The 17640-nt window shown below is 60.8% G+C and carries 13 protein-coding genes and 1 pseudogene; 3 read left to right on the top strand and 11 right to left on the bottom strand.

Features of this window, described 5'->3' with window-relative positions:
• Positions 1 to 122: 122 nt before the first annotated feature.
• Positions 123 to 2432: a Tex family protein gene (locus CCGE525_RS05255; protein ID WP_120703365.1), complete on the bottom strand. Its 2310-nt coding sequence runs from the start codon at positions 2430 to 2432 to the stop codon at positions 123 to 125.
• A 150-nt stretch (positions 2433 to 2582) separates the two neighbouring features.
• Here CCGE525_RS05255 and purD point away from each other — a divergent pair, with 150 nt between their 5' ends.
• The 3 genes from purD to CCGE525_RS05240 all read left to right on the top strand — a co-directional run bounded on the left by purD (position 2583) and on the right by CCGE525_RS05240 (position 6607).
• Positions 2583 to 3854: a phosphoribosylamine--glycine ligase gene (gene purD / locus CCGE525_RS05250; protein ID WP_120703364.1), complete on the top strand. Its 1272-nt coding sequence runs from the start codon at positions 2583 to 2585 to the stop codon at positions 3852 to 3854.
• Between the two features lie 119 nt (positions 3855 to 3973).
• Positions 3974 to 4402: a plant virulence effector HPE1-like domain-containing protein gene (locus CCGE525_RS05245; RefSeq protein ID WP_120703363.1), complete on the top strand. Its 429-nt coding sequence runs from the start codon at positions 3974 to 3976 to the stop codon at positions 4400 to 4402.
• Positions 4403 to 4792: 390 nt separating this feature from the next.
• On the top strand, positions 4793 to 6607 hold the full coding sequence (locus CCGE525_RS05240) for a methyl-accepting chemotaxis protein (protein WP_120703362.1): 1815 nt from the start codon (positions 4793 to 4795) through the stop codon (positions 6605 to 6607).
• A gap of 59 nt (positions 6608 to 6666) precedes the next feature.
• Here CCGE525_RS05240 and CCGE525_RS05235 read toward each other — a convergent pair whose 3' ends face one another.
• From CCGE525_RS05235 to CCGE525_RS05190, 10 genes and pseudogenes are all read right to left on the bottom strand, one after another.
• Positions 6667 to 7263, bottom strand: coding sequence for a hypothetical protein (locus CCGE525_RS05235; protein WP_120703361.1), 597 nt, complete (start codon positions 7261 to 7263; stop codon positions 6667 to 6669).
• Positions 7264 to 7289: 26 nt separating this feature from the next.
• On the bottom strand, positions 7290 to 7784 hold the full coding sequence (locus CCGE525_RS05230; protein ID WP_120703360.1) for a 2-thiouracil desulfurase family protein: 495 nt from the start codon (positions 7782 to 7784) through the stop codon (positions 7290 to 7292).
• Positions 7785 to 7798: 14 nt separating this feature from the next.
• Positions 7799 to 9913 carry a glycine--tRNA ligase subunit beta gene (glyS, locus tag CCGE525_RS05225; protein ID WP_120703359.1) on the bottom strand — a complete coding sequence of 705 codons (2115 nt, stop codon included), beginning with the start codon at positions 9911 to 9913 and terminating at the stop codon, positions 7799 to 7801.
• A 137-nt stretch (positions 9914 to 10050) separates the two neighbouring features.
• Positions 10051 to 11994: a DUF2207 domain-containing protein gene (locus tag CCGE525_RS05220; protein WP_120703358.1), complete on the bottom strand. Its 1944-nt coding sequence runs from the start codon at positions 11992 to 11994 to the stop codon at positions 10051 to 10053.
• Positions 11995 to 12078: 84 nt separating this feature from the next.
• Positions 12079 to 13334 (bottom strand): annotated as a pseudogene (locus tag CCGE525_RS05215) (3-phosphoshikimate 1-carboxyvinyltransferase).
• 87 nt (positions 13335 to 13421) lie between these two features.
• On the bottom strand, positions 13422 to 13973 hold the full coding sequence (locus tag CCGE525_RS05210) for a LemA family protein (protein ID WP_120706263.1): 552 nt from the start codon (positions 13971 to 13973) through the stop codon (positions 13422 to 13424).
• 120 nt (positions 13974 to 14093) lie between these two features.
• Positions 14094 to 15053, bottom strand: coding sequence for a glycine--tRNA ligase subunit alpha (locus tag CCGE525_RS05205; protein WP_120703357.1), 960 nt, complete (start codon positions 15051 to 15053; stop codon positions 14094 to 14096).
• 125 nt (positions 15054 to 15178) lie between these two features.
• Entirely contained in the window at positions 15179 to 15370 is a 192-nt protein-coding gene (locus tag CCGE525_RS05200; protein ID WP_120703356.1) for an NfeD family protein, read from the bottom strand.
• A gap of 16 nt (positions 15371 to 15386) precedes the next feature.
• The gene (locus CCGE525_RS05195; protein ID WP_120706262.1) at positions 15387 to 16247 is read right to left on the bottom strand and encodes a S49 family peptidase; all 861 of its coding nucleotides are present in this window, start codon (positions 16245 to 16247) and stop codon (positions 15387 to 15389) included.
• 230 nt (positions 16248 to 16477) lie between these two features.
• Positions 16478 to 17527 carry an alpha/beta hydrolase family protein gene (locus tag CCGE525_RS05190; protein WP_120703355.1) on the bottom strand — a complete coding sequence of 350 codons (1050 nt, stop codon included), beginning with the start codon at positions 17525 to 17527 and terminating at the stop codon, positions 16478 to 16480.
• Between the last annotated feature and the right edge of the window lie 113 nt (positions 17528 to 17640).

Below are 17640 nucleotides of genomic sequence, written 5' to 3'. Positions count from 1 at the left end.
GACATTGTGGCTGACTTTAGCGCCTCAGCGCATTGTGGCAAGCTCACCTTTTCGCATGCGTTGGCACTCTGGCAACAACTCTGCCAGAGTGTGACATTCTTGCACTGACTCTCGCTAAGTACTTATTTTCGCTTGAGTGCATCTGCCAGAGCGGCGCCGAAGCTGCCCTGCTGTTGCGGTTTCGGTCGGCCGTCATGCCTACCGCCAGCGTTGCGGGCGCCGCTTTGTTCGCGCGACTCGCGTCCGGGCGCGGTTGCCACAGTGCTGCCATCTTTGCGCATTGTGAGACCGATTCGCTTACGTTTGACGTCGACCTCTACAACCTTGACTTTCACAACATCGCCAGCCTTGACCACCTTATGCGGGTCTTTTACGAAGCGGTCCGCAAGCTGCGAGACGTGGACGAGGCCGTCCTGGTGGACGCCGATATCGACGAAGGCGCCGAAAGCGGCGACGTTGGTCACCGTGCCTTCCAGCAGCATGCCAGGCATGAGATCGCCAATCTCGTTGATCCCTTCGGCAAAGGTCGCGGTCTTGAAACTCGGGCGCGGATCGCGGCCGGGCTTTTCCAGTTCGGCGAGGATATCGCGTACCGTCGGCAGGCCGAATTTTTCGTCGATGAACTGGCGCGGATCGATAGCCTTCAGCACGGCTGCGTCACCCATCAGGCTGCGCAGATCACGGCCGCAGGCCGCAACGATCTTCTTGGCCACACCATAGGCTTCCGGATGCACCGATGAGGCGTCCAATGGCTCCTTGCCATCGGGGATGCGCAGGAAGCCGGCGCATTGCTCGAAGGTGCGCTGACCGAGGCGGGCAACCTTCAGGAGATCGCGGCGCGTCTCGAAGCGCCCCTCGCCGTCGCGATGCTTGACGATCGCGTCGGCGATCGACGGGCCGAGACCGGAGACGCGGGCAAGCAGCGGCGCGGACGCCGTGTTCAGATCGACGCCAACCGCATTGACCGCATCTTCCACGACCGCGTCCAGCGAGCGTGACAGCTTCTGCTGGTCGACGTCGTGCTGGTACTGTCCGACGCCGATCGACTTCGGTTCGATCTTGACGAGCTCCGCCAGCGGATCCTGCAGGCGACGGGCGATGGAGACGGCGCCGCGCAGCGATACATCGAGACCGGGAAACTCCAGCGCCGCCGTTTCCGAGGCCGAATAGACGGATGCGCCTGCCTCCGAAACAATCACCTTGGTCGGTTTCGGCGCCGGCAGGTCGGCGAGCATATCGGCTACCAGCTTCTCCGTCTCGCGGCTGCCGGTGCCATTGCCGATGGAGATGAGTTCGACCTTGTGCTTGCGCACCAGTGCGGCCAGTGTCGCCTGCGTGCCGCGCACGTCGTTTTTCGGCGGGAAAGGATAGACGGTCGTCGTCTCCAGCAGCTTGCCGGTACCGTCGACCACGGCGACCTTGACGCCGGTGCGAATGCCCGGATCGAGGCCCATGGTCGCGCGCGAGCCAGCTGGAGCGGCGAGCAGCAGATCCTTCAGATTGCGGGCGAAGACGTGGATGGCCTCCTCTTCGGCGCGTTCGCGCAGCTCGCGCATCAGATCGAGCGACAGCGACATGGAGAGCTTGACACGCCAGGTCCAGTTCGCCACCTCCGTCAGCCAGCGGTCGCCGGGTTTGCTCATACCGATTTCGTAGGCTGTCGCAATCATCCGCTCGACCGGCTTGTTCGGCGAGACGGCATCGACATCGACATCGATGGTCAGCGTCAGCATCTCTTCATTCCAGCCGCGCAGCATGGCGAGCGCGCGGTGGCCTGGGGCGGTTGCCCAACGTTCATGATGGTCGAAATAGTCGGCGAATTTCGCGCCCGCCTCCTGCTTGCCGTCCACGATCTTGGCTTTGAGCACAGCATTCGTTTTCATATAGATGCGCAGCTTGCCGAGCAGGTCGGCATTTTCGGCAATGCCTTCGGCGATGATATCGCGGGCGCCTTCGAGCGCCGTCTTCACGTCCGGCACGTCAGCGGTGATGAAACCTTCAGCGAGGACAGCCGGTTCCTTGGAGCGATCGGCAAGAACGGTATCGGCAAGCGGGCCAAGGCCGCGCTCCCTGGCGATTTCGGCGCGGGTACGGCGCTTCGGCTTGTACGGCAGATAGAGGTCTTCCAGCTCCGCCTTGGTGGCGACCACGGCAATCTTGCGCATCAACTCGTCGGTCATCTTGCCCTGGCCGGTGATCGACTCGACGATCGCCGCGCGGCGGGCTTCCAGCTCGCGCAGATAGACGAGGCGTTCCGCCAATGTGCGCAACTGGCCGTCGTCGAGACCACCGGTCACCTCCTTGCGATAGCGGGCGATGAACGGCACCGTCGCGCCTTCGTCGAGAAGCTCGATCGCGGCCTTGGCCTGATCAGGACGGGAATTGATCTCAGTGGCGATGGTTGCGGCAAGAGAGCGGATGTCAGCGGCCATATGATTCTCTGAACTTGATAGAAGTGCGGCGACCATAGTGGCACAAAAAGGCGTTGCAATGTTGTAGCCTATGCCTCCACAGGATTTGCCGCTTGACCTTTGGTCCAACGGCCCTTAACCGCGCAAATGGACGTTAGAAGAGGGCAAGCCATGAAAGTTCTGTTGATCGGATCGGGCGGACGCGAGCATGCGCTGGCCTGGAAGCTGGCGCAATCGCCGCTGATGACGGAATTCTACGCTGCGCCCGGCAATCCCGGCATTGCCGAACATGCGAAGCTTGCCGCCATCGACATCGAAGACCATAACGCGATCGCCGCCTTCTGCAAGGAGAAGTCCATCGATTTCGTCGTTGTCGGTCCGGAAGCGCCGCTGGTCGCCGGCCTTGCCGACCGGTTGCGAGCCGACAACATCGCCGTCTTCGGGCCGTCTGCCGCCGCCGCGCAGTTGGAGGGGTCCAAGGGATTCACCAAGGATATCTGCGCCCGTTACGATATCCCAACCGGTGCCTATCAGCGTTTTAACAATGCGCCGAAAGCGAAAGCCTATATCCGCGCGCAGGGTGCGCCCATCGTGGTCAAGGCCGATGGGCTCGCCGCCGGCAAGGGCGTCACCGTGGCGATGACGGTCGACGAAGCGCTGGCTGCGATCGATGACTGTTTCGAAGGCGCATTCGGAGCGGCCGGCGCCGAAGTCGTGATCGAAGCCTATCTCGACGGCGAGGAGGCAAGTTTCTTCTGCCTTTGCGACGGCAAGCACGCTTTGGCACTCGCCACCGCGCAGGACCACAAGCGCGTCGGCGACGGCGATACCGGCCCGAATACCGGCGGCATGGGCGCCTACTCGCCCGCTCCGGTCATGACGGCTGACATGGTCGAGCGCACAATGAAGGAAGTCATCGAGCCGACGATCCGCGGCATGGCGGAAAGCGGCTATCCTTTCTCCGGTGTCTTCTTTGCCGGGCTGATGATCACTGCCAAGGGGCCGGAGCTGATCGAATACAACGTCCGCTTCGGTGATCCGGAATGCCAGGTGCTGATGATGCGGTTGAAGAGCGACCTGCTGCCGCTGCTTCTCGCTTGCGCCAACGGCACGCTGGATCAGGTCAGCGCCGAATGGAGCGATGATGTGGCGCTGACCGTGGTCATGGCCTCGAAGGGCTATCCCGGCTCCTATGCCAAGAATACGCCGATAGCAGCTCTGCCCGCCGATAGCGATGGCGCCAAGGTGTTCCATGCCGGCACAGCGCTGAAGGACGGCGCATTGGTGGCAACCGGTGGCCGGGTGCTGAATATCACTGCGACCGGCAAGACCGTAAGCGAGGCACAAAAACGCGCCTATGCCCTTGCCGGCGAGGTGCAATGGGAGAACGGTTTCAATCGCAGCGACATTGGCTGGCGCGCAATCGAACGCGAAAAGATTTGACGCGAAAACCGCAAATCTGTCCCGTTCTCTGCGTCCATTAAACTTTTACCCAATCTCCTGACGGGATAGAAACAAAGGGGCGTTATTCTCCCTCTCAACATGAGACGGAGTGGTTTGTAATGCGTCCCTTCTTCCTGACTTTGGCATTTGCGCTGGCCGGCGGCTCGGCCATGGCGTCGTCGATCCAACCCATCGACAGCAAGACGGAAACCGGCGCCGGCAGCATCATCGACAAGGTCTGCACCGATTGCCCCGCCCTCAAACCGCCGATGGTCAAAAAGGACTATGTGGTGCCGGACCTGGAGCCAGGCACACAGTCCATCGTCGTGCGCGACATCGATGGCCAGAGGAAGGTGGTGCGCACCGAGGCCTGGATGGGCGGCTCACCGGTTGTTTTTATCTCCAAGCCGACGCCGGAGGCCCTGGCAGCCGCCGGCGCTCCAGCCGACGGCATCGATATGACCGCAATGACGGCCGCCCTGCCTGAATCCGCCAAGGCAAAGGCACCCGCGCCGCTCGATCTCTCCGGCTTTGAGCTTCGCCAGTAGTAATGGTTGCCTGATCCCGTTCCCTGCCCCGCCCGGCCAAGGTTTCGGTCGACGGGGTCTGCCGCAAGGCAGACCAATGCGCCCCTGAAGAGAAGCAGGGGCGCATTCGTTTTATACAGACAAAGCATAGAAGCTTCGCACATGACTCAAGATAATATTGAGCGTGTTTCAGTATTGTTTATTGTGATGCAACAAATCGGCTGCTTAAAATTGCTTAATTTCCGATCACTCTGATTTGATTAAAAGTTTATTAGATATAAGGCGCGATTTTGCTTGCACCGGACAGCAGCATGTCATTCGAGCGGCGGCAAGCGTATTGGGTTCTCCCAGGCGATCGCACAGGCGGTAGGAAACCGCGCCGGTATTCACCCTACCCTGGCGCGAGGCATTATGAAGAATCTCAAGATCGCACACCAACTCTTCGCCCTTCTGGGCGTGCTTATGGCGGCTTTCGCCGTGGCGACCTATTTCCAGATCCGGTCGCAGGCGGATTCCATCTACGACGACCGTTTCGACATGCTTCGCACGCAGGTCGAGTCCGGCATTTCGGTATTGAATCAATATTATCAGCGCGAAAAATCCGGTGAGATGACGCATGAGGCCGCACAGGCCGAGGCCTTCAAGGTTCTCTCGCATGTGAGCTTCGAACCGTCGGGCTATTTCTTCGGTTTCGACTACAACGTCATCCAGCGCATCCATCCAAGCCCGGTCAATATCGGCAAGGACATGTCCGGCCAGGTTGACAAGAACGGCACGCATTTCAGCAAGGAAATGGTCGAGAAGGGTATCAAGGGCGGCGGACGCACCATCTATTATTGGAACAAGCCCGGCCATCCCGACAGTGACTTCTTCCTGAAAGGCAGCTATTCCGCCGCCTTCGCGCCATGGCAGATCGTTCTCGGCTGCGGCGTCTACATGGACGACCTCCAGACCCAGATCAACACGACAATGTGGAATGCGCTGCTGATCTGCGGCGTTGTCTTCCTGATCGGCATCGCCGCCGCGCTGTACTTCATCCGCGGCATCACCAAGCCGCTGACGGAGGTTCACGCCGCATTGAAGGCTGTTGCCGACGAGGACGTGAAGACGGCGATCCCGCATGTCGGTATGCGCAATGAGATCGGCCTGATGGCCAAGGCCACCTTGGCGCTGCAGGAAAAGATCCGCGAACGTCATGCGCTGACCGCGCGCCAGGCGGCACAGGAGCAGGAAATCAACACCGAACGCCAGCAGAACCTGCGCCAGCAGCAGGACGAGGCCCAGGAACAGGCCCGCGTCGTCGCCACCATCGGCCGGGCACTCGAAGAGCTTGCCCAGGGCGATCTGACCGTGCGCTGCGGCGATATCGGTGCCGGCTATGCCGGCCTGCGCAACAACTTCAACGAGGCGCTGTCGCATCTGGAAGCCGCCATGGGCCGGGTCAATGCCAAGGGCAACGATATCGGCGTCTCCAAGGAAGAGATCCGCCGCGCCTCCAACGAACTGTCGCAGCGCACCGAGCGCCAGGCCGCAAGCCTGGAGGAAACCTCGGCCGCCCTCGACGAGCTTACCGTCGCCGTGCGCCAGACCGCCGAAGGCGCACATGAGGCCAGCAAGCGCGTGCATGCCGTCTCGACCGAGGCCTCGCGCAGCGATGCCGTCGTCGCCCAGGCGATCGAAGCAATGAGCGGCATCGAGAAGTCGTCGGAAGAGATCGGCAAGATCATCGGTGTCATCGACGAGATCGCCTTTCAGACCAACCTCCTGGCGCTCAATGCCGGCGTCGAGGCGGCCCGGGCCGGCGAATCCGGCAAGGGCTTTGCCGTCGTCGCCCAGGAGGTGCGTGAACTGGCGCAGCGCTCGGCCGCTGCCGCCAAGGAGATCAAGGACCAGATCGCCCGCTCCTCCGGCCAGGTCGACCAGGGTGTGCGGTTGGTCGGCGAGGCCGGCGAAGCCTTGAAGCGCATCTCCGACCAGATCAAGGCGGCCAACGAGATCGTCTCGAAGATCGCCCACAGCGCCTCCGAACAGGACACGACGCTGCGCTCGATCTCCTCGTCGATGAACCAGCTTGATGCCGCCACGCAGCAGAACGCTGCCATGGCGGAAGAAACCACCGCTTCGGCCGAAACGCTCGCCGCCGACACTGAGGACCTGCTCGGGCTCATCCGCGGCTTCCGCGTCAACGACGGCCGTCCGCTCGCACAAAACCGCCGCGCCGCCTGATCCCAGAGCCCACATCGACGCAAATCATCAGACCGCCGGAGAAATCCGGCGGTTTTGCTTTACGCCAGCCTTTGTTTCAGCCAGGTTTGGAATTCAGCAGCACCGCTTACGCCGCCGTCCAGCACAGCCTCATACACAAGAAAGCTCGGAACCGGCTTGTCATAAGCAAGGGAGCCAGCGGCCAGCGCCGACTTGATCGTCAGAATTGTTTCCAGCATCGTTACCGACAGACGCGGAAGAATAGTCTCGAGATGTTTGAGATCTGGCTGTCTTTCCGGCTCATCAACGAACCATATATCGAGATTCCAGTCTTTATCGTCTTCAGAACGATAGGTTATTCCGAGATAAAGACCATCGGGATATTCTTCGGGGACCTTGTTCCAGAAACCAGTGTCATTTCTGAACCGCACTGCGCCCGTGCGCGGATGAAGCATCAGTTGTCCGGCGATTTGCGCTATCGCGACATGCGTAGCCCGATCCAATTTCTTGCAAATGACCGTGACGTCGATGTCCCGGCGAACCATCACGCCCAGTGCGGAACTTCCGACGCGAACAGGATTTCCGGTGATGCACAATATGCTGTCGAGATCGAGCGCATCTACGATTGCATCTGCTTCCGCCTGGAGCGCAGCCTGCTGTTTCAAAATATCCTGCATTTCTTGCTCCGCCTTTTGACCTCATCTCAACAGTCGGCGGCTATCCGCTCGGCCAACAGATCGATTTCGCGATCGGAATAGACTTCGATACCGGCTTGCTTCAGCAACGCAGCTGTAACGCCATTACCGGGATGCCGGCCGCCGGAGAAGGTGCCGTCATAGATGAAGCCGGAACCGCAGGACGGGCTTCCGTCGATCAGGAGAGCATAGCGGCAGCCGGTTTCCTGTGCGAGCGCCAAGGCATTTTCAGCCGCCTGACGAAATTCTGCAGTGACATCGCCGCCCGTGATCTCCGTCACGCCCGCCGTGCCGGCAATCACATCCTCGCCAGTGGCGCCACCTGCAATTTCGGCCGGCGGTCGCGGCACGACCATTCCCGCGGACATTTCCGGACAGATCGTCACTAGCCGCCCCTCCTCCCGCCAGCGGTCGATGGCTGGATGGACGAGCGGTTTGGAACGGCCGTCGTAACGAACGGCATGGCCCATGAGACAGGCGCTGACGAGGATCTTTCCGGTCATCGCGCCTCCATGTCTTATCCCGCGATCTTCGAGAAATCCGCGACCGTGCCCGTGGCCTCACGGATCAGCCGCAGCAGAGCAAGGCGGTTGGCGCGGATGGCAGCATCCTCGTCGTTGACGAGAACATCCTCGAAGAAGCGGTCGACGGGCGCGCGCAGTTTGGAGAGCGCTGACATGGCCGAGCGGAAATCTTCCTTGGCGATCGCATCGGACGCCTCGGCGGAGGCTGCCTTGATGGCGGCGAAGAGGTCCTTCTCGGCATCGAGCTTCAACAGCGCTTCCGAGACGCCATCGGCTATGACAGTGCCCTTCTTTTCCTCGGCGGCGAGAAGCTGCGTGGCGCGCTTGGTGCCGGCGAGCAGGTTCTTGCCGTCTTCCGAGGTGATGAAAGCCGTCAGCGCCTCGACGCGACGGGCAACCATCAAAAGGTCGTCGGCCTCCGGTGTCAGCACGGAGTCGATAAGATCGTAACGGGCGCCCTGGTCACGCAAGTAGACTTTCAAGCGATCATGGAAGAACGCGAGAAGATCGACGTCTTTCGTCGTCGCCAACAGCGGCAGCCGAACCTTCCGTTCGAGCAGGATTCTCACTACGCCCAGAGCCGCACGGCGCAGCGCATAGGGGTCCTTCGAGCCTGTGGGCTTTTCGTCGATCGCCCAGAAGCCTATCAGCGTGTCCAGCTTGTCGGCGAGCGCGACGGTGATCGCCACCTCGTCGTCCGGCACGCGGTCGGAGGGTCCCTGCGGCTTGTAGTGATCTTCGATCGCGGCGGCCACCGAAGCGTCTTCACCTTGCAGCACGGCATATTTGCGACCCATGACGCCCTGCAGTTCCGGGAATTCGCCCACGGCTTCGGTGCGCAGATCGGCCTTGGCGAGCACGGCGGCGCGATCGACCTTGGCCGGATCGGCGCCGGTAATCTTCGCAAGTTGAGCCGCCAGCAAACGGATGCGGGAGACGCGTTGGCCCTGGCTGCCGAGCTTGGCGTGGAAGGTGACATTCAGCGTGTCGAGCTTTGCCATACGCTGATCGAGCGGCTTCGTCAGGTCGAGGCCGAATTTTGCGGCAGACGCTTCCAGCGTTTCGAGGTCCGGCAGGTCGCCCTGGTCGCGCTTCCAAAAATGCAGCGCGTCGGAAAGACGGGCGCGCACGACCTTGCCGTTGCCGTGGATTATCTCCTTACCGCCATCCGTCGCCTGGATATTGGCGACAAGGATGAAGCGGTTGGAGAGCGTCTCGCCGACCTGCGGACGGGTGACAAAGCACTTCTGATTGGTCTTGATCGTCAGTCGGATGATCTCCGACGGAATCGACAGGTAATCCTCTTCGAAGGAGCCCATCAACACCTGCGGCCACTCTACCAGGCCTGAAACCTCTTCCAGCAGACCCTCATCCTCGACCAGTTCCAGGCCAGTGGCAAAGGCGATGTCGCGCGCATCGTGCAGGATGATGTCCTTGCGGCGCTCGGCATCGAGAATGACCTTGGCCTTCTCGAGGCTCGCCGCATAGTCATCGAAGCGCCTGACGATGATCGCCTGCGGCGCATGAAAACGGTGGCCATAAGTCACGTTCGAAGCGACGATGCCGTCGATCTCGAAGGGGATGACGGCAGTCTCTTCATGCTCGGTGCCGAAGAGACAGACGATCGACTGCAGCGGGCGCACCCAGCGCAGCGAGCCGGGCTTGGCCGACGCCTTGCCCCAGCGCATCGACTTGGACCAAGGGAAATCCTTGATGATCCCAGGCATGACTTCGGCGATGATGTCCTCGGCGGCGCGGCCGGGCTTGGAAATGACCGCAATGTAGAAATCGCCCTTCTTCGGATCACTCTGCACCTGCGCTTCCGCAATGGAAGACAGGCCGGCGCCGCGCAGGAAACCTTCGATCGCCTTTTCATTGGCGTCGGTGCGCGGTCCCTTGCGCTCCTCGCGCACGTCGGCGGAACGCGCCGTCAGGCCGCGAATATCCAGCGTCAGACGCCGCGGTGTCCAATATTCGCGTGCACCCTCATAGGAAAGACCCGCTTCGACCAGCGCGTCGGTGACGAGCTTCTTCAGGTCGCCGGCAGCCTTGCGCTGCATACGGGCGGGAATTTCCTCGGAGCGGAGTTCGAGAAGGAGATCGGGCATGAGAACTGTCTTTTATGTTGAGGCAAAAAGGGTCCGGGCGGACTTAGCAAGCCCGGCGGCAAAAGTCATCCCGGCAAACGGTTAAATTACGATCCGCCGCTTTGCCCCGACCTCCCCCTCAAAGGGGAGGTGTTCGATCACCATCCGCCTCCGCCACCCCCTCCTCCTCCACCGCCGGAGAAGCCTCCACCGCCGCCACCGCCGCCCGAAAATGCAGAGGAAGAACTCGATACCGGTGCCGGAATGGTGGAGGCGATGGTGGATGCCATGGACGAGGAGAAATCGCCGATCGTGCCGCCGATATTGCCCGGGTGGAAATCGCCGGAATACCAGACCGGCGCATAGCTCGCGGCCACAGCTGCGCCTGCGGCTGTGGCCAGCCAGGCTTCGAAAGCGCGCGACCAGGGCTTTTCGACGCCGAGTGCGACCGCATAGGGCAGCAGTTTTTCGAAGTGCTGCGGCGACATCTGCGGCGCGCCCTGCATATTCATCCGGTCGCGTTCGGCAAGCGTCAGATATTGCCTCAGGCCAGCGATGCCATCCATCATCTTTCGGCCGAGAGGCGTCGGAGCGCCCATCAGGAAGAAGAAGACAACGTTAAGGGCGAAGATGCCGACTATGCCGGCCACCAGCGGCAGTTCGCCCGCTTTCATCAGCGGCACCACGACCGCCGCGAAAACGCTGGCGATGGCCGACACCATGACGAAGCCGATGAACGCGAAGATCAGCACGGAAAAGATGCGCCGTCCGAGACCGGCATCATGGCGAAGGAATGTCCGGCCTATCGCACCGGCAAAGACGGTGACGACAATCGAAAGGAAGCCCGGCACCACGATGAGCGGCAGGGCATTCTCATGCAGGCGGCCGAAGATGACGATAGCGGCCAGGATGAGCACCGACAGTGCGGCACCGATGCCGATGTAAAGGCGATTGGCCTTGTAGTATTCGCCGCGATGGTCACGCTCGATCGCGCTGCGGAATTTCGAGCCGAGCCGCTGCACCGCCTCACCGTTTTCCTTGTCGATGACAAGCGGTGAGAAAGGCCCAACGGCCTGCATGAGCACCTTGTCGCCGCCGCTGAGATCGCTGGCTGCCTTGCCAGCCGCCCGGATGACCACCCTGCTCTTCAAATCGTCGAGGACAACGTAACCGCGCACTGCAAGATCGATCGCCGATGCCGACAGCGCGCTCCATCCCGCACCGGAAAACCCCCTATTGTCGATATAGTTGACCAGCGCCGGGGAAATACCGTCAGGCGGATCCCAGCGCGGAACCATCACGCCCGGCCGCGGATCGCGCCCGACGGCAATCCAGCTGCGGAGATAGTAGGCGAACACCAAAACCAAGCCGCCGATGGCGATGATCGCGTCGAGATGATCAGTGATGAACCAGCGCCATTGCTGGCTGCTGCTCGGCGCTACGATCGCGCCTTTCGGCAGCTTGATGGCGATCGTCAGGCCCTCGGCCTGGGCCAGAGGCCGTGTCGTGACGAACGTGACCTTGTTCGCCTGCGCGCTGGCGCTGGCGTCCTGGCCCGTCGCGCCGATCGGCCCGGTATAATAGGCAAGCTGCAGCGGCTTCACGCCATCCGGCAGGGCGACCGTGACTGAGGCGCGCAAGATCGGGAATAGCCAGCCATTGCCGGTGACGTTCCAATAGAGTTCGTCGTGATCGTCGAAATAGCGGATCTGCCTGTTGGTGTTGTATGTGATGCGGAACGTGTGCGAGCCGCGGCTTATGATCCGATCGGCATTTCCGATATAGATGCGTTCCCCGCCCTCGATGCGTTCCTTGCTCCAATCTTCCGGCTGCCCGTCGCGTTCGACGGAGACAACGTCAAAATCCACGTGCGCTTCACGGCCGGCAGAATCGATGAAAGTCAGCGGAAAATCCCGGAAGATACCGCGACGGATGGCCCGGCCTTCTGCATTCACGGCGATCGTTTCGGTGACCTGTATCGAACCGTCGCGGTTCAACGTGATCGTCTGATCGAAGGCGTTGATGACTTCGGCCGCCGGCGCTGCCGTTGCGAAAAACAGCAGGAGCAAGGCCAGGACAAATCCGGAAAGCCAACGCGTCATCACACCCCCATGTGATCCAATGGCGCCCTATCTCGGGCGCGATATGTCAGGAACGGTTATCCACCCTCCCTCTGGGGAGCGGTACTATTCGTCGTTGGCGACGCCGAGCGAGGCCAAAGTGTCCCAATAGGCCGGGAAGGTCTTGGCGACGCAATCGGGGTCGAGAATGGTGATGCCGGCAATCTTGAGCCCGGCAAGCGCGAAGCTCATAGCGATGCGGTGGTCGGCAAAGCTGTCGATCTCGGCCGGCAAGGTCCTGCCGGCAAGGCTCGGGTCGGAAGCAACGATCAGGTCGTCGCCTTCCTCCGTGCCGAGGCCGGGAACGATGCGCGACAGGCCGCTCGACAGCGCCCGGACGCGATCGCATTCCTTGACGCGGAGATTGGCGATGCCGACAAAGCGCACCGGCGTTTCGTTGAAGGCGGCGAGGACGGCGAGCGTCGGAATGGCGTCTTGCATCTGCGATCCGTCGATGACGGAGGGCAAATGCGGAAACTGCGAGATCATATCGTAGGCACGGGCGTCCGGCTGCGAGAATTCGGTCGCCGGCGTGCCGAGATCGATCTTGCCGCCGGTCAGCACTTCGGCCGCCCAGAGATAGGTCGCAGCCGAAGCGTCGGGTTCGATGAGGAAATCCGCCGCATGGTAGCCAGTCGGCTCGACGCGCCAGGTCACCGGGCTTGTGCGCTCGACCTTGGCTCCGAAAGCGCGCATCGCGGCGACCGTGAGATCGATATAGCCGAGCGCGCCGATATGCTCACCGAGCAGTTCGACATCGACCGCGCGGTCGCCGCCGGCGGCCATCATCAGCAGGGCGGAAACATATTGGCTGGAGAGGCCGCCGTCGATCTGCACGCGGCTCGCCTCGAAACGGCCGGTACCATTGACGGTCACGGGCGGGCAGCCGGTCTCGGCGGTCGCGTCGATACCGAGAGAGCGCAGGGCATCGACCAGCGGGCCGATCGGTCGCTTGCGCATATGAGCGTCACCATCGACCACCACCTTGCCGTCGACCAGGGCAGCGGCGGCCGTCAGGAAGCGGGTCGCCGTGCCGGCATTGCCGAGAAAGAGCGGTGCGGCGGGCGACTTAAGCTTGCCGCTGCCGGTGACGATGAACGTGGTGTCGTCGGGTTCATCAATCGAGACCCCCATGGCGCGGAGCGCTTCGGCCATATAACGCGTGTCGTCGCTCTTCAGCGCGCCGGTCAGCCGACTGGTTCCTCTGGCGAGGCCGGCGAGTAGCAGCGCGCGGTTGGTGATAGACTTCGATCCCGGCGGCATGGCGCGTCCGGTCAGCGGCTTGCCGGGGGGATAATCGTGAGTTTGGCTCTACCCATCATCAATCTCTTTGGTCAGTCCAGAAAGCGGCCAACGGCCTGTGGTCGGCTTCCTTTACCGCCTCGGACACAAAACCGATAGGCGGAATCTTAGAACTTGACCGTGGGAACGGCGCGGTCGGCCTCGTTGGTGATTTCGAAAAATTCGCGTTTGGAAAAGCCGAACTGACCGGCGAGAAGATTGTTGGGAAAGCTCTCGACCTTGACGTTCAGCTCGCGCGCCGCGCCGTTGTAGTAGCGCCGAGACATCTGGATTTCCTCCTCGATACCTTCGAGCGAGCGTTGCAGTTCGATGAAATTCGTATTGGCCTTCAGGTCGGGATAGGCTTCGGCGAGCGCGATCACACGACCGAGGGCCTGAGAAAGCAGGCCTTCCACCTGCCCGCGTGCGGCGACATCGCCCGATGGCATGGCCTGCGCCTTGTTGCGCAGTGCCACGACCTCTTCCAAAGTCTGGCGTTCATGGGCGGCATAGCCCTTTACGGTTTCGATCAGATTGGGGATCAGATCGGCGCGGCGCTTCAACTGCACATCAATGCCGGACCACGCCTCCTCCGCCACCTGTCTGGCGCGAACGAGACCGTTGTAGATGAAAACGGCATAAAGCGCGATCAGAACGATGATCGCCAGAACAATATACATCGCGAAATACATCGCGAACCCCCGTGGCGAATGCAACCACGAGGGAGACTATGTGGCCTAACGGATATTGTCATCCGCTTTTCGCCATCAGGCCAATACCTTAGAGATACGAAATGTGACTCAGGCCGCCTGCTTGTCCCAATTCGCCCCGCCTGCATCCGTCAACAGGAAAGCCTCGCCGCAGGCTTTCGCCAGCGTGCGGACGCGCAGGATATAGCTCTGCCGCTCGGTGACCGAAATCACGCCGCGGGCGTCGAGTAGATTGAAGACGTGGCTTGCCTTGATGCACTGGTCGTAAGCGGGGAAAACGCACTTGTGCAGCAGTTGGTTGGCGTTGTCGCCCGGCGCGCCGGCGGCGAGAAGCGCCTGGCATTCTTTCTCCGCGTCGATGAAGTGGCGGTGCAGCATCTCGGTGTTGGCGTATTCGAAATTATGCCGGGAATATTCCTGCTCTGCCTGCAGGAAGACATCGCCGTAGGTGATCTTCTCGTCGCCTTCGAGACCGTTGAAATTCAGATCGTAGACGCTGTCGACGCCCTGGACATAGGTTGCCAGACGTTCGAGACCATAGGTCAATTCGCCGGCGACCGGCGAGCATTCGATGCCGCAGACCTGCTGGAAATAGGTGAACTGCGACACTTCCATGCCGTCGCACCAGCATTCCCAGCCAAGCCCCCAGGCGCCAAGCGTCGGGCTTTCCCAGTCATCCTCGACGAAGCGGATATCATGCACCAATGGATCGAGGCCGATCGCCGCGAGCGAGCCGAGGTAAAGCTCCTGCAGGTTCGGCGGGTTCGGCTTCAGGATGACCTGATATTGGTAATAGTGCTGCATGCGATTGGGGTTTTCGCCGTAACGACCGTCCGACGGCCGGCGCGACGGCTGCACGTATGCAGCCTTCCACGGCTTCGGCCCGAGCGAGCGCAGGGTGGTCGCCGGATGGAACGTGCCGGCGCCGACTTCCATGTCGTAGGGTTGAAGAACCGCGCAACCCTTGTCGGCCCAGTAATTGTGCAGCGTCAGGATCAACGCCTGGAACGAGCGCTTCGGATTCATGTTATCGGGCGGGGTCGCGGTCATGGAGATCGATTTCTTCAGGTGATGGATTGTTTGGCGGACAGGTGCCACGGCAGGACGGAAGGGTCAAGGCTTTCACGTGCAAGCCGTCGCTGTCACCATTTCCCGTTTCCACCCTCTATCAGACGCTATTCGTCATCCCGCTTCACCCGATACTCCCCTGTCTTCGGATCCTTTACCAGCGTACCAATGGCGCCGGTGCGCCGTTCACTTTCGGCACGGCGGGATTTCTCCGTGAGTTTTTGGGCATCGCGCACGAAGCGTCGATAGAGAAACCAAATACCGCCGACGGCGACGAGGAAGAAGATGATCTGCGGCATCTCGCAGCACTCCCGGTTACAATCCGTACCGCCCCCACAATGCCTTTTCCTCTGCCACTTCCGCAAGTCCGGAGGCAAGGCCGGCGCCGATGCTGTCCATGCTTGAAAGGGAAATGCCGGGCGCACGGCGGCCGAAGAGGCTGCGTGGTGTGGTAACCAGCTCGAGCTTGACCTTGTCGCCGAAACGCTTCCTCAGTTCCTGGCGCATATCGCCGAGCCCGTCGATCAAGCCGAGTTCCAGGCCGCGCCCGCCGGTCCAGAAGAGGCCGGAAAACACGTCCTCGTCCGCGGCCAGTTTACCTGCCCGGCGCTCGCGCACCATGTCGATGAAAACCTTGTGGATCTCCAGTTGCAGGCTCTTCAGATATTCGATGTCCTTTTCCTTCTCCGGCTGGAACGGATCGAGGATCACCTTGTTTTCGCCGGCAGTATAGACGCGGCGCTCGACCCCGAGCTTCTTCAATAGCTCCGGAAAACCGAACCCGCCGGAGACGACGCCGATGGAACCGACAATGGAGGAGGCATCGGCAATGATCTCATCGCCGGCGAGAGCGATCATATAGCCGCCTGACGCGGCGACATCCTCGACGAAGACCAGCACCTTCTTCTCTTTTTCGCGGGCAAGATCGCGGATGCGATTATAGATCATCCGGGACTGCACCGGTGAACCGCCAGGCGAATTGACAACGATGGCAACGGCCGGGGCAGCCTTCACGCTGAAGGCCCTTTCCAGCGCCAGGGCGACACCCGCTAGGTTCAGCGACTGCCGGAGAGGACCGCCGCCGGACGCGATGACCCCGCTCAGCCGGACGACAGGTACAACCACTCGATCCTTGCGAAACCGCTTCGGAAGCATGCGCCTGAAAAATCCAGCCATTCGTCGATCCTGATTCATGATGTTTGCTGCAGGTGATGTATGCATGGAAACGGCAAACGCAACATCAATCATCGTATTTCGCGCCCGGATTCCTTCAGCCGGCGTAGTTTTTCATCAACATGCCGAGAGGATGAGGACATACCGCCTGAAGCCGCCTTGTCATTACATACGGTTTCGCCGATTTCCTCCCGAAGATTGGATTTTCGCGAAAGGCGACTTCGCACGCCAACTTAGGGGCTTGGTTTCAGCGCCCGACCGAAAGCGGTAACGACCATATCGATCAGCTGCGCGTGGATTTCGTTACGTGAGCGTCCTCCACCATCCGAGCAGATCGGATCACCTATCTTTTCAGATTCGGCAATCTCGGCTGCACCGGGCTTGCATTCGGCAAACATGCTAAAGTGGCTCGCATCTTCGATCGTGGAATATGTCGCGTTTGGAATGGCTTCCGCAATTTTGGCAGCCTGCACGGTCAGAGGGATTTTTCGGGGTTGACCTAGATTTACGAGATCAACCGGGATCGAAATTCTGGAAAAGGTATTGAATTCGAAGACATCAACGGGTCCAGGATCAATCGCCACGGCAAATCGGATACGCGTATCTTCATTATCGCGACCGGCCAACGTCAAATCCATGGCGTGTAAATCGACGCCGCTTTGCCTCACCCAACCACAAAGCGAAGGGTTGAGTGCGTCCGTATCGCAATAGCTCGCCAAGCGCTTAGGGTCGATGCGAGCGCCCGCTATTGCTAGTGCCGTGCTGCCGCCCATCGAAAGCCCGAGCATCCCCACCTTGTTCAAATCAAGATGTTCCTTGAATAGATCGTTTTCGCCTATTGCACTCAGGGTCTCGGTGATATCCGACGGCCGCAACCAAAGCTTCATCGTTTCTGCTGCAGATCGGTTTGCACCTGTATTTCCGGGGTGGGTTGGAGCAGCAACGATGAAGCCCTGTTTTGCCAGAGGCACAGCAATCCAGCTTAAGGCTTGTGCGTTTCCTGCCAGACCAGCCCCATGGGAAAGCAATATCAGGGGGAATTTTCGATCTGAGATTGGGGCGTCGAGCATGGCGAGCGTCCCCACAAAAAAGACGTTCTCGCCAAGCGAGACAGGCTTACCACCCGACTCCGCCGGGTACCAAACAGTCACGGCGAGATCGTAGCCCCGCTCTCTGGAGGGAGCCGCAATCTGGCGCACACCGACATTTTCGCCAGCAAAGGCTGATTGCTGCATTATCACGATGGCGCAAAGCATGAGCGCAATTTTCATCAATAATTTCATTGTTTTCCTCTTGTGGCCCTTATCCTCAACATACCGTCGATCCCCTGCCGCATTCGGATTGATGGCCGACCGGGATAGCGTATGCCCAGGCTCAAGATTGACGGAAAAACAGG

It is taken from the genome of Rhizobium jaguaris (assembly GCF_003627755.1).
GTDB classification, from domain to species: domain Bacteria; phylum Pseudomonadota; class Alphaproteobacteria; order Rhizobiales; family Rhizobiaceae; genus Rhizobium; species Rhizobium jaguaris.
This window is presented reverse-complemented; position numbering and strand designations above follow the sequence as displayed.

What these genes read in the sequence shown, in the direction of transcription:
- CCGE525_RS05255 (WP_120703365.1), bottom strand. Translation starts at nt 2,432, where the DNA reads ATGGCCGCTGACATCCGCTCTCTTGCCGCAACCATCGCCACTGAGATC.
- purD (WP_120703364.1), top strand. Translation starts at nt 2,583, where the DNA reads ATGAAAGTTCTGTTGATCGGATCGGGCGGACGCGAGCATGCGCTGGCC.
- CCGE525_RS05245 (WP_120703363.1), top strand. Translation starts at nt 3,974, where the DNA reads ATGCGTCCCTTCTTCCTGACTTTGGCATTTGCGCTGGCCGGCGGCTCG.
- CCGE525_RS05240 (WP_120703362.1), top strand. Translation starts at nt 4,793, where the DNA reads ATGAAGAATCTCAAGATCGCACACCAACTCTTCGCCCTTCTGGGCGTG.
- CCGE525_RS05235 (WP_120703361.1), bottom strand. Translation starts at nt 7,263, where the DNA reads ATGCAGGATATTTTGAAACAGCAGGCTGCGCTCCAGGCGGAAGCAGAT.
- CCGE525_RS05230 (WP_120703360.1), bottom strand. Translation starts at nt 7,784, where the DNA reads ATGACCGGAAAGATCCTCGTCAGCGCCTGTCTCATGGGCCATGCCGTT.
- glyS (WP_120703359.1), bottom strand. Translation starts at nt 9,913, where the DNA reads ATGCCCGATCTCCTTCTCGAACTCCGCTCCGAGGAAATTCCCGCCCGT.
- CCGE525_RS05220 (WP_120703358.1), bottom strand. Translation starts at nt 11,994, where the DNA reads ATGACGCGTTGGCTTTCCGGATTTGTCCTGGCCTTGCTCCTGCTGTTT.
- CCGE525_RS05210 (WP_120706263.1), bottom strand. Translation starts at nt 13,973, where the DNA reads ATGTATATTGTTCTGGCGATCATCGTTCTGATCGCGCTTTATGCCGTT.
- CCGE525_RS05205 (WP_120703357.1), bottom strand. Translation starts at nt 15,053, where the DNA reads ATGACCGCGACCCCGCCCGATAACATGAATCCGAAGCGCTCGTTCCAG.
- CCGE525_RS05200 (WP_120703356.1), bottom strand. Translation starts at nt 15,370, where the DNA reads ATGCCGCAGATCATCTTCTTCCTCGTCGCCGTCGGCGGTATTTGGTTT.
- CCGE525_RS05195 (WP_120706262.1), bottom strand. Translation starts at nt 16,247, where the DNA reads ATGGCTGGATTTTTCAGGCGCATGCTTCCGAAGCGGTTTCGCAAGGAT.
- CCGE525_RS05190 (WP_120703355.1), bottom strand. Translation starts at nt 17,527, where the DNA reads ATGAAATTATTGATGAAAATTGCGCTCATGCTTTGCGCCATCGTGATA.